This is a genomic window from Actinokineospora lacus, assembly GCF_053813445.1.
On sequence record NZ_JBQERA010000002.1, the window covers coordinates 348,031 to 362,767 of the forward strand.

Below are 14,737 nucleotides of genomic sequence, written 5' to 3' on the forward strand. Positions count from 1 at the left end.
CCCTCACTGTGGCTAATCTGATATTAGAACGGCGGGTTCTCCATTGAATTGTGGAGTGCACGCCAATTTTTTATTCTCCCCCTTTTGTCAAGCCCACTCATGCCCTTTCCGGGCTGATCGCGTCGAGCAGCAGCGTCGCGGCCACCGTCGTCCCGTCGGTGCGGACCGCGCCCGCCACCTCGGCCGCTCGGGCGCGGGTCCCGGGGGCCAGGGCGGTGCCGAGCGCGGCCGAGAGGGACTCGAACGTCGGGGTCGGGCCCTCGTGCGCCGCGCCGATGCCCAGCTCCGCCACCCGGCCCGCCCAGTACGGCTGGTCCGCGCCCTGGGGCACCACCACCTGCGGCGCGCCCGCCCGGGTCGCCGTCGTCGTGGTGCCCGCGCCGCCGTGGTGCACGACGGCGGCCACCCGGCCGAACAGCGCCTGCTGGTTGACCTCGCCGACGGCGAAGCAGTCGTCGCGGTCGTCGATCAGGGCCAGGTCGGCCCAGCCGCGCCGCAGGAGCACGCGGTGGCCCTGCGCGCGGACCGCCTCGATGGCGACCCGCGCGGCGTCGGCCGAGGTGTGCATGGGCATGCTGCCGAAGCCGACGTACACCGGCGGCGCGCCCGCGTCGAGGAACGCGCCCAGGTCGTCGGGGAGCGGGCGGGGGTCGGTCCGCAGCCACGCGCCGGTCTGCACGACGTCGAGGTCCGGCGTCTCGTGCCACGGGTCCAGGACCGGGTCCGTCGCCAGCCACGGCCGCGCGCCGATGACGTAGTCGCGGACGCTGTCCACCGGCGGCAGCCCGACCGAGGCCCGGTTGGTGTTGAGCGCCGCCCCGAACAGCGCGTGGACGCTCTCGGCGTCGAAGTCCCACAGCACCCGGTTGTCGGTCACCCCCGGCGGGAGCGGCCTGCCCGGGTACGCCAGCGGCGGGTGGTGCGGCGAGGGCAGGGTCAGCTGCTGGAAGGTCACCGACACCGAGCGGATGCCCAGCTTCTCGGCCACCGACAGCGCGCCCGCGGCGGCGGGCATCATGCCGGTCGCCACCAGCACGTCACACCCCCGCGCCGCCGCGGTGACCGCCTCGAACTGGCTGGCGATCACCGCGGCCGCCCGGTCGGGCAGCGACGACGGCGGCGGCGCCGCGACCGTCAACGCCCGCGCCGACTCGTAGACCGGCACCAGCGCCACCCCGACCCCGGCCAGCAGCTCCACGAACTCCTCGTCCGGCGGCGCGCACACCCGCACCTCGGCCCCCAGTTCCCGCAACCGCACCGCCAGCCCGACCACCGGCTCGACGTCCCCGCGTGACCCATACGTCGACAACAACACGCGCACTTCGCGACTCCCATTTCCGCAGGTACTGGCCTGAGGCCGGTGATTCTGCGGCACAACGGGGGTCTTGCCACAAGCCCCCCGGTGCGCTATAAGTTGACAGTGGAGGGAAGTGCTTCCCCTTTTCCACTATTCGTCCGCTGTAGACGGACAACCCCCCGAACCTCATGCGCACCCGAACCGGCGCGCGTTTCGGGCGCGCAGGTGAGCGGCACGTCCCCGAGCCCGGCGTCCTGGCCGGTGTCGCGGCGGCGGTGTCGATGGCCGCCGGACGGTGACTGCGCGCGTGCTCGCGTCGCGGGCCGTCCCCGCTATGCCTGGTCGCGCAGGGTGAGGTAGGCGTCGAGTTGGGCCGCGCCTGCGAGGAGGTCGCGGCCGCGGGTGGTCAGGCGGTCCTGCCAGGAGTCGAGGAAGGCGCTCAGCGCGTCCGGTCCGCCCGCCTCGCGCAGCGAGCCGATGAATTGCGCGACCCGGCGCAGCGGGTACCCGCCTCGGCGCAGCTGCCGGGCGACCTCGGCGTCGCGCACGCCGTCCGGCCCGTATTCGCGGTGGCCCGTCGCCCGGTCGCGTTCGGGGCGCAGGATGCCCGCGGCCTCCCAGGCGCGCAGCGTCGCCGGGTGCACGCCGAGCCTGCGCGCGAGTTCGCCCACGGTCAGCGCTCGCGCGGTGACCGGCCGGGGTGCCGTGGTGGACAAGGCGCCGAGGGCCGTCGCGACCTCGGCGCGGGTCCCGCGCTCGGCGAGCAGCCCGACGTGCGCGGCGTCGATGAGCCGGTAGGCGGACTCGGGGTCGCCCTCGTTGGTCGCGCGCATGATCTCCGCCGCCCGCTGGTGCCCGTGGCCGCGGCGCAGCGCGAGGAAGGCGCGCAGGGCCTGTGCGTGCCGGGGCGTGTAGCGCCGGTAGCCGGTCTCGCCGCGCTCGGCGGGCGGCAGGACGCCCGCGTCCTCGTAGTTGCGGATCGCCTGGGCGGACAGCTGGTGTTCCCGGGCGAGGTCGACGGGCCGCAGCGTGCACCTCCGTTTGAGGCTTTACCCAGGAAAGTCAGGCAGATCATCGCGGAAGTTTCAACTGATTCTTCAACGATAGCGTTGAGGGCAGTTCCTTTCCGGAAGGGGTGTACATGTCCGCATCGCTGCGGGGGATCGGCCGCCGACTCGACGACCCGGCAAGCCTGGGCCGGGCCCTGGACGAGCTGCTCGCCGCGCGACCCGAGCCGCCGACCCTGCTCGCCCTCGGCGAACCGACCCACGGGATCGAGGCGTTCCCCTTGCTGCGCAACGAACTCCTCGCCCACCTGGTCGAACGCGGGTACCGGTCGATCGTGCTGGAGACCGACGTCTTCGCCGCCTCCGTCGTCGACAACTACGTGCGCGGCGCGACAGCCGATGTCGACACCGTGCTCGCGACCGGCTTCAGCCACGGGTTTGGCGCCGTGCCGGGCAACCGCGAACTCGTCGAATGGCTCCGCACGCACAACGCGGGCCGCGCGAGCCAGGACCAGGTCCGCTTCCACGGCTTCGACGCGCCGGTGGAGTACGCGGGCGCCCCGAGCCCGCGCCGCGCGCTGTTCGCGGCCGCCGACCACCTGCCCGCGTCGCTGCGACCCGAATCGACCCGCGACCTCGACGCGCTGCTCGGCGAGGACGCCGACTGGACGAACCCGGCCGCCATGCGCGACCCGGCGGCCTCCATCGGCGCCTCCGACCGCGCCCGCGCCCTGCGCGTCACCGCCGACGACCTCGCCAGCGCCCTGCACCGCGCGTCCCCCAGCCTGCGACCGGCCGACCCCGCCGCCCACGACCACGCCGTTGCCCACGCGCGCACCGCACTGGGCCTGCTGCGCTATCACGCCGCCATGGCCAACCCCGCCCCCGACCGCATCGCGACCCTGCTCAGCCTGCGCGCCGAGATGATGGCCGAGAACCTCCTCGCGATCGTCACCCAGGAGCAACACCGCGGACCGAGCCTGGTGTTCGCCCACAACGCACACCTCCAGCGCACCCCGGTAGACGGGACCTGGGCATGCGCGGGCGCTTTGGTCGCCCGCACCCTCGCCGAGCGCTACCTGTTCCTGGCCACCGACGCCAACCCCCGCAGCGACCCGGCCACCCTCCAGGGCCACCTGGCCGACGCCACCACCCACCGCACCCTGTTCCCCACCCCAGCCCTGCGCGCCGCCCTACCCCCATCCACCACCGCGGGCGAACCGATCGTGCCCGGCCACCTCCCCCTGAAACCAACGGACCTGGCAGGCGCCGACGCGGTCATCTTCATCGCCGACACCGACGGAAAGCGGCACCAGTACTGGTAACGCCACCCGCCCCTCAAAGCCGGTCCACACGACACTTCCTCGGCGTCTGTTGGCAACCCCGGCACGGTGGCGCGCGAGCAATCCACTGAGGAGTGGCGGGGACCTCTTCACCCCCGACGGCCAGACCCGCACCCGAAAAAAATGTCGCGGCGGGATGTCGAGAAGCCGGACGCGGCTCCGTCCTCGGGGTGAAGCGGCCACAATGGGCCGTACCGCACCAAGGAGAACACCATGGCCAAGTACCTGCTGCTCAAGCACTACCGCGGCGCGCCCTCGGCGGTCAACGACGTGCCGATGGACCAGTGGACGCCGGAGGAGGTCACCGCCCACGTGCAGTACATGGGGGACTTCGCCACCCGGCTGGAGGGCACCGGCGAGTACGTCGACGGTCAGGCGCTCTCCCCGGAGGGCACCTTCGTCCGCTACGACGGCGAGGGGCGCCCGCCGGTCACCGACGGCCCGTTCGCCGAGACCAAGGACCTGATCGCGGGCTGGATGGTGATCGACGTCGAGAGCTACGAGCGGGCGCTGGAGCTGGCGGGGGAGCTGTCCGCGGCGCCGGGCGCGGGCGGCAAGCCGATCCACGAGTGGCTCGAGGTGCGCCCGTTCCTGGCGGCGCCCCCCACCATCACGGAGTGACACCCGTGGACGAGGCCCTGCTGCGGACCCTCACTCCTGCCGTCCTGGGCGTCCTCGTCCGCCGCGGAGCTGACTTCGCGGCGGCCGAGGACGCCGTGCAGGACGCCCTGGTCGAGGCCGTGCGCGGGTGGCCGGGCGAGCCGCCGCGGGACCCCAAGGGCTGGCTGGTCACCGTGGCCTGGCGCAAGTTCCTCGACGCCGCCCGCGCCGACACCTCCCGGCGGCACCGCGAGGTCCGCGTCGAGGCCGAGCCCGGGCCCGGCCAGGGGGAGGCGGTGGACGACACGCTCCAGCTGTACTTCCTGTGCGCGCACCCGTCCCTCACACCGGCCTCGGCCGTCGCGCTGACGCTGCGCGCGGTCGGCGGCCTGACCACGCGGCAGATCGCGCAGGCGTACCTGGTGCCGGAGGCGACCATGGCCCAGCGGATCAGCCGGGCCAAGCGGACCGTCGCGGGGGTCCGGCTCACCCGGCCGGGGGACGTCGCCACGGTGCTGCGCGTGCTCTACCTGGTCTTCAACGAGGGCTACTCCGGCGACGTCGACCTCGCGGCCGAGGCGATCCGCCTCACCCGCCAGCTGGCGGCCGGGATCGACCACGAGGAGGTCGCGGGCCTGCTCGCGCTCATGCTGCTCCACCACGCCCGGCGCCCGGCGCGGACCGGCCCCGACGGCAGGCTCGTGCCGCTCGCCGAGCAGGACCGCGGCCGGTGGGACACCGGCATGATCGCCGAGGGCGTCGACGTGCTCCAGGCGGCCATCGCCCGCGACCGCCTCGGCGAGTTCCAGGCCCAGGCCGCCATCGCCGCGCTCCACGCCGACGCCCGCACGGCCGAGGAGACCGACTGGGTGCAGATCGTCGAGTGGTACGACGAGCTGGTGCGCCTGACCGACAGCCCGGTGGCCCGCCTCAACCGGGCCGTCGCGGTCGGCGAGGCCGACGGCCCGCGCGCGGGCCTGGCCGCCCTCGCGGGGCTCGACCCCGCCCTGCCCCGCCACACCGCGGTCCTGGCCTACCTGCACGAGCGCGACGGCGACCCGGTGACCGCCGCCCGCCTCTACGCCGACGCCGCCCGATCGGCGTCCAGCCTCCCCGAACGCGACCACCTCACCTGCCAGGCCGCCCGCCTCAACGCGCGGGTCGGCCATCACCCGACCGAACGAGCGTGATGGCTGACGGTCCGCCACCTCGTTTCGGTGGCAGGCGCGACCTCCTGAGGGGCCGCGCTCCGCGACGAGCTCTTCGAAGGTGCGCGCGGCCGCGGAGAACCACACCGGAAGTCCGCTCCTGTCCGGGCGGGTCGACCGCCAACCGAGCGCCCGCGAACACGCGTGGGCAGCTCATCCGACCGTCACGCTCCAGAGCTCACGGGGATTGAGGTGGAGCTCGCCGCCGGGTCCTGTCTCGCACCCCACCACCGAATCCCGCCCGTGCCCCCACCGGTCGTTGTCGAGCAGGAGCACATCGCCCGAGGCGAGCCGGACGCGCTTCGCCACCTGTGCGGCCGCCTCGGCCAGGCGTCCCACCGCGGCGGTCGCGGGATGGTCGGGGGCGACCGATCGCAGGTGGTCCCCCGAGATCGCTCTTGAGGCGCACCCCGATGTCGTCCGGGCCCGCCGCGGTCGCCAGCTCGTAGGCCACCGAACGCTGGACCCCGTCCGGGAAGGGGACCTCCGAGAACAGGCCCGCTACCGGGTCTGCCTGGGAACTGTCGGACCTCATCAGCCGGACGGCGTCGCTCCACCGCACGAGAAGGGACTCCCCGTTCTCCCCCGACGGGCGGTCCTGCCAGCCGGAGTCGACCATCAGCATGCTGAAGAACGGCGGCCTGGGCCATCGCAGCGACTGGGACGAGTGCGGGGCCAGCGGTCCGGCCATGCCGTGCACCTCGCCCCTGGCCGCGGCCGCCGGTTCGTACCTGACGCGCCAGATGGCCGGGTGGTCCGGATGCGTGCCCGCGTCATCCCCGTAGTAGCGCAGGGTTTCCCCGAACAGGGAGAGGAAATCGACGTAGGTGGACGCGCTCGCGGGAAACCGGGCGATTCGAGCCAGGCCGGAATGGGCCAGCTCCGATGTGACCCCGGCGACGAAAGCCGCGTCGATTCCGCGGTGAACGGTGATCGGGAGTGGGCCGCACGCCGGTTGTCGATGATGAGGATGCTGTTCTCCACCAGTACGCCGGGTGTGGCGACCGATTCCGCGGCCTGCTCGGCCCGCCGCATGGCCGCCGCGGCGGCCACGGTCGTCGGCGTCATCAGGGCGGGCTCGAACCGGAAGCGCGTCGCCGCCGGGGAGTCCGCGATGATCGGCACGCGGGGTCTCGGGTCGGTGTCGGCGCACGGGCGGCCGTCGATCGTGTAGCTGCCGTGCAGCCGTGCGATGTCGAGCGCGAACAGGGGTTCCCGGAGGAGCGCCCGGTCCTCCTCGCTGAGCTTCTCCTCGATGTCGGCCACGCTCGCGACGCAGGTGCGCGCCGACCGGCCGCGCGGTGAGCGCAGGCAGTGGAGCACGAGGTGGTCGGGCGGTTCCGGGTGGAAGAACATCTCCGTGTGCAGGCCGAGGTCGACCGACGAGCTCTGGCTCGACACCTCGGCCTCGTTCCCGCGCGTCGGGTGGACGTCGTGGAACACCGAGCCGTCCCTCTGGTCCAGGTACGAGATCGGGAAGCCGAGGCCCGCGGTGACCGTCATCATGAGCAGTTCCCCGACCCGACCGCGCGTGAGCCTCGCCCACGACTCGGTCACCGAGGGAGTGGGCGGCAGGTCGGGCACGTTCGGCAGGTTCGTGATCCAGAGTGCGTTTTCGATTTGTCACCGGCCGCCGGAACGTTTCCAGGCGGGGGCCGGCGGGCGGGTCAGGGCGGCCCCGACCCGCCCGCGCGGGACGCTCAGGCCCTGCTGCGGCCGATGTAGACGTTCCGCGCCCGGTAATAGGTGTTGCCCGACGGGCCGGAGGACCCGGACGAGCCCTCCATCTGCAGGTTGATGATCAGCCACATCGGCTGGTTGACGAAGTTCGCCCCGCGGTGCTGGGCGACCCAGGCGCCGTCGAGGTAGTAGTGAATGTCCACATCGGTCGCGTTGACCTTGGTGATCCACGCCCGGTAGCTGTGCCACGAGCCGGGGCTGGACACCCAGCGCGTGGTGCTCGACCAGCCGCCGGTGCCGTTGCGGTAGGTGTTGAACCAGTTCCGCCCGTCGCCCTTGAACTCCAGGATGTCGCTCTCCGGCGGCCAGCTGTTGGCCCCGGTGAGCCAGAACGCGGGCCAGGTGCCGGGTGCCGACGGCGCCTGGAACTCGCCCTTGACCTCCCAGCTGGGGAACTGGTCGCTGACCCGGATCTGCGGCTTGGCGTGCACCGCGCCGGAGTGGTAGCGGATCGGCAGGTGCGGGTCGGCTGAGCTGTTGCCCTCGTCCCAGTTGATGCGCGAGGCCCGGAGCACCAGCGTCGAGCCCTCCAGGTACACGTGGTTGTGGTCGGCCGCGCTGGCGTACATGCGCGCGGTGCCGTTGTGGTCGGAACCCCAGGGGTAGCGGTAGTTCCAGCCAGCCTCCAGGGTGCCGTAGGAGGCAAAGGACCCGCTGAGAACGGTCTCCCAAACAGCCGCCCCCGCCGAACCGACACCAAGAGCGGTGCCCGCCAATCCAGCCCCACCCACAACCAGAAGCCTACGTCGACTGAGTGTCACGTCATGAGCCCTTCGTCCGAGTCGGCAGTGACATGGGAGCGCTCTCAGTCACCATAGCGACCGAACGGCCACCGTCGCCACGTGTTGTGGTTGCCGCACACGGACCCGGTGTCGCTCGGGTGCGTAGGCCCGAGCGACACCGGAGGGTCTGCCTACCGCCTGTCGCGGCGGTTCTTGGGCACGTCGCCGTCTTCCTCGATGTCGACGTGTTCCTTGCGCACCGTGTCGCTGACATTCTGCTGTTCGGTGACGGTGTTCTTCTCCAGGCGGACGTTCTCGACGGGCTTGGTGGTCTTCTGCACGACCGGCTCCTCGCGGTGCAGCGTGACCTCGGTTTCCTGGTCGGTGAACGCATCGCGGCCCGCCTTCTCGCGGCCGTCGGCCGGTTCGCGCACGACCCGGACTTCCTCGTGCGAGACGGGGACCGAGATGTTCTGCTCCTCGGTCACCACGTGCTTCACCAGCCGGACGCGGCCGACCTCGACGTCACGGGTGCCCACATCGAGCTGCTCCTCGTACCGGGTGATCCCCTCCTCGTCGCCGCGCATCCGGTCGTGCTCCCCGGTCGCCGCGGAGGGAACCATGCCGTAATAGCGGTACAACTCCTCCTGCTCGGCCTCGGAGATGTGCCCACTGGAAATGTCGGGGTGCGGGGAGTCCTTCACCACCTTCTTCTCGACGGGCACGACCACCTCACCGTCACCCAGCCGGGCGTCCTGCATCGGGATGAAGGAATCCCTCATCCCGAACAGACCGCTCCCCACCTCGGCCCACAACGGGGCACCCGTGCGGTCATCGAGCCACACCTGCTTGATCGAACCGATCTTCTCCCCATGCGCGTCGACCACGTCGCAGTCGTACACCCGGTCCAACTCGGCCTGATTGATCACAATCACTCCTCCTTCTCACTGCACGTACGCGCTCCGGCCACTGTCTGCCCATCTCCTCCACGTCAGCGAGACTCGACGCTCCGGTTGGGTATCCGAATCGGGATGCCACAAACATTGTTGACCGACCATGCGACTGACCCACACGAGTTCTCGACCTCGCCCATACCGGGATTCCCGTAATACCTCACCCGTACGGGGAGCGATTCACGCTTTAGCGTGCTCTGTCGTCGTGGCGACGCGTTGCTGACGGCGGCGTGGAGGTCACTGTCACGTCGGGTTCGTGCCCGGACCCCAGAACCTCTCGCTGTACGCGCTTGGCGAACCGCTGGGTGCGGACCATCTCACCCGGTGCCACACCCGATTCCAGTTCGGCGTCGATTGCCCGCTGCAAAGGTGTGAGCAGTTCGAGGACCAGGTGTTCGGCGGCAGACTTGTCCCACACTCGATCAAGGATGCGTGCGCATTCCCGCTCCGCCGACCTGGACGTGTGCGGTACCAGGTCTCGTCCCAGCATCCGCAGTTTGATCGCGGCAAGCAGGTGGAAACGGAAAGGTGCGTAGCGCTTGTTGATGCGACCGTTCCGCAGCAACCACTCCAAGCGATAAAAAGCACTCGCCGCCGTGTAATAGACGACCGGTTGGTGTTTCTCCGCGAACAGCTCGCCGGACCGCACCGAGAGCAACGACTTGTAATGCCCGAGGCGGGCGGGCTCGTTGAGGAACATCGCGAGGTACGAACGGGTCAGTTGTGCGCGGGTGATGATTCGGGTCTTCTCGACCTCCTTGCGCTCGGCGTACTGCTTGGTCCGCCGCTCGTAGAACAACACCCGCTGCTTGTCCTTGCTGTACGCGAAGTAGTCCTCCAAGAGGTGGTGGAACTTCTCCCGGATGGTGAGGTCCTCCTCGCTGATCACAGTTTGCCGGTTGGTGGCGCCCACGATCCCATCGATCACGTCGTCATCGTGCGAATGCACTATGCGCACGCTGACGTGGACGTCATCGGTGAGCAGGTCGCGGTGTTCGAACAGCACGTGGCACGTTTGGCAGCCGTTGACGATCTCGAAGTCGTCCAGGTACACGTCGTCGCCGACCACGTGCAAGCCGCGGGTGACGATCGTGATGCCGTTGTTGAGCACCGCGAACCGATCGCGCCGCACCGGATCGCGCAGCGTGTTGGCGATCTCGCGGTTCACCGCGTTATCGCCCAGGTAGTCCCGGACGTTGCCATGGAACAAGGTCTTGCGCAATCGACCGGAATCATCGCTCAGTATCTTCGTGACGAGGTCGCGCGCGGAGAGCAGGCCCAGCAGTGCCTGCTCGACCTGAGGCACCTTGGGCAGTGGCACCTTCTTCGGCATCGGGAACTGGACCGTCACCTTGGTGGTGGCCCGTCGGTACAGCGCGCGCAGTTCGTCCTTGGTCACGCAGTGGAACTCGACCACGTCGAACCGGCCCAGTTTCGCGAGGCGTTGCTGTGCCGACTGGGCCTTCATCGCCACCATGTCGGCGACCTGGTCACCGGTGGTGACGTAGTGGACATGCAGCTCCGGCAGCGCGCCTGAGAGCTTGGCGATGTTGCCGTAGACCGCTTCCAGGCAGCTGCGGAGGTTCTCGATGTCGGTGGACGCCTGGTAGGCCAGTGCTCCTGCCGTCGCGATGTGGCTGAGGTTGTCGGCGAGGTCCGAGATCACCTTCGTTTCGAATCCGGCGCTGGTCTTGGCCTGGATGACGACGATCCGCACGTCCAACCGCCGCGTGCGCTCGATGTACGCCCGCACGTCCGCCGCGTCCTGGAGCAGGTCGCCGTTGAGCAGGATGCCGACCGCGTCGATGCCGAGGTCGTTCCCGCCACCCGTGCGGAACTCGTCCGGGTTGAACTCGTCCTCGTAGTACGAACTCAGCACGCAGTAGGCGGCGAACGCCTCAAACGCCTCGCTCTCTGACAGCTCGGCGAGGGCGTAGTCCTTCTGGAATTCCTCGACCAGGCCGCTGATGATGCGTTCCACAGTGGTGCTCTCTCCTCTGGCACACTCAGTCCGGTACCGCTGTCCGGGCTCTGACTAGCACGTCCTCCGCGGTCAACGCGCTGGACGGGTGGTGGCTCAGGCACATCGGCGACCTGACCTTCTGGAACGGCGTGCCCTCGGCCACCGCATAGAACTCACCGGCGCTCAATCGGGAGATGTCCGGCACCGTGCTGGACTTGGCCGAGGCCATTTCCTTGGCGGCGGTTACTTGAACGGGCGTGTTGATGAACCCGAAGTACTGCGTGGCGGCGTTGCCCACGATCCGGTTGTGGATGCCCTTGGGCGCCTGCGTCGCGAACACCAGCCCCAGCCCGTACTTCCGGGCCTGGGACGCGAGTGCCAGCGTGCTGGTGGTACAAGCGGTCATCGCGCCCGACGGAGCCAGGGTCTGCGCCTCATCCATCACGAACAGGCCACCCAGCGGGCGGTCACCCGCCGGGTTCGTCTTGATCCACGCGAACAGCGCCATCTGCAACTGGTTGACGAAGCTCTGCCGCTGGTCGTCGGTTGGCAGGCCGATCAGGCTGATGACCGAGACGCGCGCCCGCTTGCCCGGCGCGGGTGTGAGCAGCACGCCAGGGTCGAGCGGGGTGCCGATGCCGCCGAACAGGGGGTCGTTGATGGTCGCGGCGATGAGGGTCTGGGCCATTTCCGCGGCCATGGTCGTCGCGTTGGCCAGCGGTGTGACGTCATCGGGCAGGTCCGCGAGGTAGTCGAGAAAGCTCCTGAGCCCTGAGCCGCCTCCCAGCGCGAAGGACGTCAGGGCCTCCCGCAGCACGGCCTTGGCCCGTTCCGACTTGGCGGTGGACCCGTCGGCACGAGCGCGCGGTGCCAGGGCGGCGACGGCGGTATCCAGGGCGAGGCTGAACTCGTCTGGGTCACTCGCCACGTCAGCCAGGTCGGGCAAGGGCTGAAAGCTGAGCGGTCGTCCGGATTCCCGACGCGGCGTCCACACCACGACGTCCGTGTGGGCGAGGTAGTCGGCTGCCTTCTCGGCGTCTCCCGGCTTCCACGAGGCGGGCGGTTGCGGCCAGGCGTCGCCGAGCCTGGCCAGGTCGTTGTTGGGGTCCAGCACGATCGCCGACACGCCCTGCACCGCGCACTCCTCGACGATGCGGCGGATCAGCACGGTCTTGCCCGACCCGGACCCGGCGAAGATCACCGTGTGCTTGCGCAGCGACTCCAGTGGCACGTGGACGGCATCACCGGTGTCGAACCGGTCGCCGAGGGAGAGGGAGTCCGGAGGAGCGGCGGCTTGTGGTCGCGCCGCGTCGAGGTCGTCGGTGGGCCAGTCGTCGTGTTGAGGCTGGATCAGGTCGAATGGATCGGGTGTCGACGGCTCAGGTCCGACGGTGGTGGTGTCCTCGGGTGGTCCGAAAACCAGGCGGAACAACGAGGTGTTGCTCACGGGCTTGCGGTGCAGCAACCAGGCGTGCAGCTCCGGGCCGGGTTTGGCGAGCATCCGCTCCAGCGCGGCGAACACCCGCAGGTCGTCCTGCTCGACCTCACCCACCAGCACACCGCCCGCGGCGCGGAACTCGTCGAGCATCGCCTTGGTCTTCCTGGTCGTCATCGACCAGTTTCCCGTGCGCAACAGGTAGGCGCGGCGCTTGTCCACATCGGGATCCAGGCCGGCCATGACCCGTACGCGCTCGATGCGGTTCTGCGCCGCCATAGGGTTCGACGAGGCGATACCGCGGAACGCCCAGTGAATCTCGTCTTCCGTTTCATCGTCGAGCACGCAGCGCAGACGCGCGTGCAGAGCGGGCTTCTCGCCCCAGTTGAGGTCGACCGAGTACTTCTCACCCCGTTCGCCGAGTTCGTGCACATAGGCGTGCAGGGCCGCGCTCAACATGAGGGGCATCCGCACGTCTTCGGTGTCCTTGTCGAGCGCGGCCCGCAGGTCGACGTCGCGCGTCAGCTCGGCGAAGCGCTCGTCCAGCGCGGAAATCTCAACGTCGGCGACCGCGATCACCGGCGGTTGTGGTCGCGGTGCGGCGGCGGCCGCTCCTGCCAAGCTGGTCAACTCGGTCAGCACGCCGTTGTCCAGGCAGGACCGGATGTGCTCGTCGATGCGCTTGAACAGTTGCCGCGGGGTGTACTGCGAAGCGCCGTCGAACGCCTCCGGTCGGATCGGCCACGTCGGGTACGGAGGACGGAAGCCGCAGTCGGCGAACCGCGGTTCGAACCGCGCCACCACCAAGGCCCGGCCCGTCGCCGCGGTTGCCACGGTGCTGAGCTTGTACTGCGGCCGGAAGCGGTCAGCCGCCGCGAGATGCGCCCTGGTGCGGATGGCCTCCCAAGCCGGGAACTGACACGCGACGACGAGCAGCGAGCGGTGCAACGACTCCCTCAACTCCATCAAGCCCGTGCCGATCTGCTCGAACAGCTCGTCGCGGGGCAGCCCGACCGGTGTCGTGCGGGTCGACACGCCGGACTGGGAGATCAAGGTGTCGATCTGGTCGATCGCGAGCAGGCTGGGGCCGGTCATCGCGAGCAGCGTCGAGATCTCCCGGACGATCTCGTGCGCCGGCTTCGAGTCGGGGTGGATGCCCCACTGGTGCCGTTCACCGGACATCGCCTCACTGCCCGAGGTGAGGTACGCCTCGCCGACCTCCTGGACGGCCGGGTCCTCCGCTGCCAGCAGGATGAGCGCCCGGGCGGTATGCCTGCACTTCCACCCGTGCACCGGATCCGCGTCCCGGAGCGCGACGACGACCCTGTCGAGCGTCTCTCTGGTGACGGGTGCCTTGCCAATGACCTGGTAGCGCGCGGCGTCCGGCAGCGCGAGGCGATCGGCGAGCCGGTGCAGCACGGCCGTCAGCTGGTGCTCCCCGCTCGGGCCCAAGTGGTACAGGCCGTCTCGGAGGGCGTGCACGATGTTCTGCCAGAAGTCCTTGCCGTGCAGCAGGCTCACCAGGAAGAAATAGCCTCCGCGACGTTGCACCTCGGCCCGCACGATGCCGAGCATGTGCGTCTTCCCGGCACCCTGCTGGCCGGTGATGACGACACCGAGCGGGTTCGACGTCGTGTTGAGGTCCGCGTCGGTGAACGCCGCCATCACGGAGTTCAGCACGGGTGCGTTGAGCTCCTCCACGTGGGCCTGCGCCGGTCCCCACACGGCTTCGGGGGTGGGAGCCCAGTCGAATCGCAGGTTGTCCAGCGCCCGGCGCTCCGCGTCGTCCACGGCGCGCCTCAGGAGCTTTCGACGGACAGGAAGTGTTTGTGCTCCCCGCCGAGGTAAAGGGCCGCTTCGCGGTCCGCGTCGGTCAACGTCTTCTGGTTCACCTCGGGGGTGAAGTAGACCTGTGGCAGTTCGGCGATCCGGTGCAGGGCCTCGTCGAGTTCGGCGCGGGCCAAGTCCGGCAGTGCCTCGCGCAACTCGACCAACCCGATCCAGGCGTCGGGTCCTGTTGCCAGGTCCTGGTAAGCGGCGATCACCCGCTCGTCCACAGTGGTCGGGGAAGGTTTGACGGCAGCAGGCTCGTCGACATCGGTGAGGTCGGCAAACGTTGTCTCCGTCCGATCCATGAGCCGGCCGGTCCACTGCGCCAGCCGGTACAGGATGCGGTCCTTCTTCTGCCCACCCGGGGGCATCTCGTCGGCGAACTGCTCACGGCATCGCTGCCAGCCCTTTTCGGTCAGTTCGTGCACAAACGCCCCGCGGTGCGCTTTCGACTGCTCGGCCTCGATGAGCTTTCGCTCGACCAGGACCACGCGTACGGGCTTGTCGATAGTGAACCCGCAGAAATCCTGAATTTCGGGGTTCGACGCCTTCTGTCCGAGAATCATCAACGCCAGGAGTGCGGATTTCTCTGAAATGCTGAGTGGGGCGTTCGTCATCTGTGGGTTCTCCGGTGTCCAG

Annotated in this window: 11 protein-coding genes; 3 read left to right on the top strand and 8 right to left on the bottom strand. The window is 69.8% G+C overall.

Annotated features, from left to right (window positions below; translation table 11 throughout):
- Positions 1-97: 97 nt before the first annotated feature.
- Positions 98-1,321, bottom strand: coding sequence for a glycosyltransferase (locus ACTG9Q_RS05980; RefSeq protein ID WP_455571600.1), 1,224 nt, complete (start codon positions 1,319-1,321; stop codon positions 98-100).
- 308 nt (positions 1,322-1,629) lie between these two features.
- Positions 1,630-2,325, bottom strand: coding sequence for a MerR family transcriptional regulator (locus ACTG9Q_RS05985; RefSeq protein ID WP_455572020.1), 696 nt, complete (start codon positions 2,323-2,325; stop codon positions 1,630-1,632).
- A 113-nt stretch (positions 2,326-2,438) separates the two neighbouring features.
- Here ACTG9Q_RS05985 and ACTG9Q_RS05990 point away from each other — a divergent pair, with 113 nt between their 5' ends.
- The 3 genes from ACTG9Q_RS05990 (at position 2,439) to ACTG9Q_RS06000 (ending at position 5,437) form a co-directional block, all read left to right on the top strand.
- Positions 2,439-3,629, top strand: coding sequence for an erythromycin esterase family protein (locus ACTG9Q_RS05990; RefSeq protein ID WP_455571601.1), 1,191 nt, complete (start codon positions 2,439-2,441; stop codon positions 3,627-3,629).
- A gap of 231 nt (positions 3,630-3,860) precedes the next feature.
- Positions 3,861-4,268, top strand: coding sequence for a YciI family protein (locus ACTG9Q_RS05995; RefSeq protein ID WP_455571602.1), 408 nt, complete (start codon positions 3,861-3,863; stop codon positions 4,266-4,268).
- Between the two features lie 5 nt (positions 4,269-4,273).
- Complete coding sequence (locus tag ACTG9Q_RS06000) at positions 4,274-5,437, top strand: RNA polymerase sigma factor (protein WP_455572021.1); 1,164 nt, start codon at positions 4,274-4,276, stop codon at positions 5,435-5,437.
- A 636-nt stretch (positions 5,438-6,073) separates the two neighbouring features.
- On the opposite strand, the gene ACTG9Q_RS06005 is transcribed toward ACTG9Q_RS06000, so the two are convergent.
- The 6 genes from ACTG9Q_RS06005 to ACTG9Q_RS06030 form a co-directional block, all read right to left on the bottom strand.
- On the bottom strand, positions 6,074-6,961 hold the full coding sequence (locus tag ACTG9Q_RS06005) for a TauD/TfdA family dioxygenase (RefSeq protein WP_455572022.1): 888 nt from the start codon (positions 6,959-6,961) through the stop codon (positions 6,074-6,076).
- A gap of 194 nt (positions 6,962-7,155) precedes the next feature.
- Positions 7,156-7,926, bottom strand: a complete 771-nt coding sequence (locus tag ACTG9Q_RS06010) for a glycoside hydrolase family 16 protein (protein ID WP_455571603.1) — start codon at positions 7,924-7,926, stop codon at positions 7,156-7,158.
- Between the two features lie 182 nt (positions 7,927-8,108).
- A complete protein-coding gene (locus ACTG9Q_RS06015) occupies positions 8,109-8,846 on the bottom strand; it encodes a DUF2382 domain-containing protein (protein ID WP_455571604.1) in 738 nt (245 codons plus the stop codon).
- Between the two features lie 211 nt (positions 8,847-9,057).
- Positions 9,058-10,851: an AIPR family protein gene (locus tag ACTG9Q_RS06020; RefSeq protein ID WP_455571605.1), complete on the bottom strand. Its 1,794-nt coding sequence runs from the start codon at positions 10,849-10,851 to the stop codon at positions 9,058-9,060.
- A gap of 25 nt (positions 10,852-10,876) precedes the next feature.
- Positions 10,877-14,059, bottom strand: a complete 3,183-nt coding sequence (locus ACTG9Q_RS06025; RefSeq protein ID WP_455571606.1) for an ATP-binding protein — start codon at positions 14,057-14,059, stop codon at positions 10,877-10,879.
- Between the two features lie 8 nt (positions 14,060-14,067).
- Positions 14,068-14,715, bottom strand: coding sequence for a hypothetical protein (locus ACTG9Q_RS06030; RefSeq protein ID WP_455571607.1), 648 nt, complete (start codon positions 14,713-14,715; stop codon positions 14,068-14,070).
- Between the last annotated feature and the right edge of the window lie 22 nt (positions 14,716-14,737).

Excerpts from the sequence above, each read along its gene's own strand:
- ACTG9Q_RS05990 (WP_455571601.1), top strand. The coding sequence starts at position 2,439 with ATGTCCGCATCGCTGCGGGGGATCGGCCGCCGACTCGACGACCCGGCA.
- ACTG9Q_RS05995 (WP_455571602.1), top strand. The coding sequence starts at position 3,861 with ATGGCCAAGTACCTGCTGCTCAAGCACTACCGCGGCGCGCCCTCGGCG.
- ACTG9Q_RS06005 (WP_455572022.1), bottom strand. The coding sequence starts at position 6,961 with ATGATGACGGTCACCGCGGGCCTCGGCTTCCCGATCTCGTACCTGGAC.
- ACTG9Q_RS06030 (WP_455571607.1), bottom strand. The coding sequence starts at position 14,715 with ATGACGAACGCCCCACTCAGCATTTCAGAGAAATCCGCACTCCTGGCG.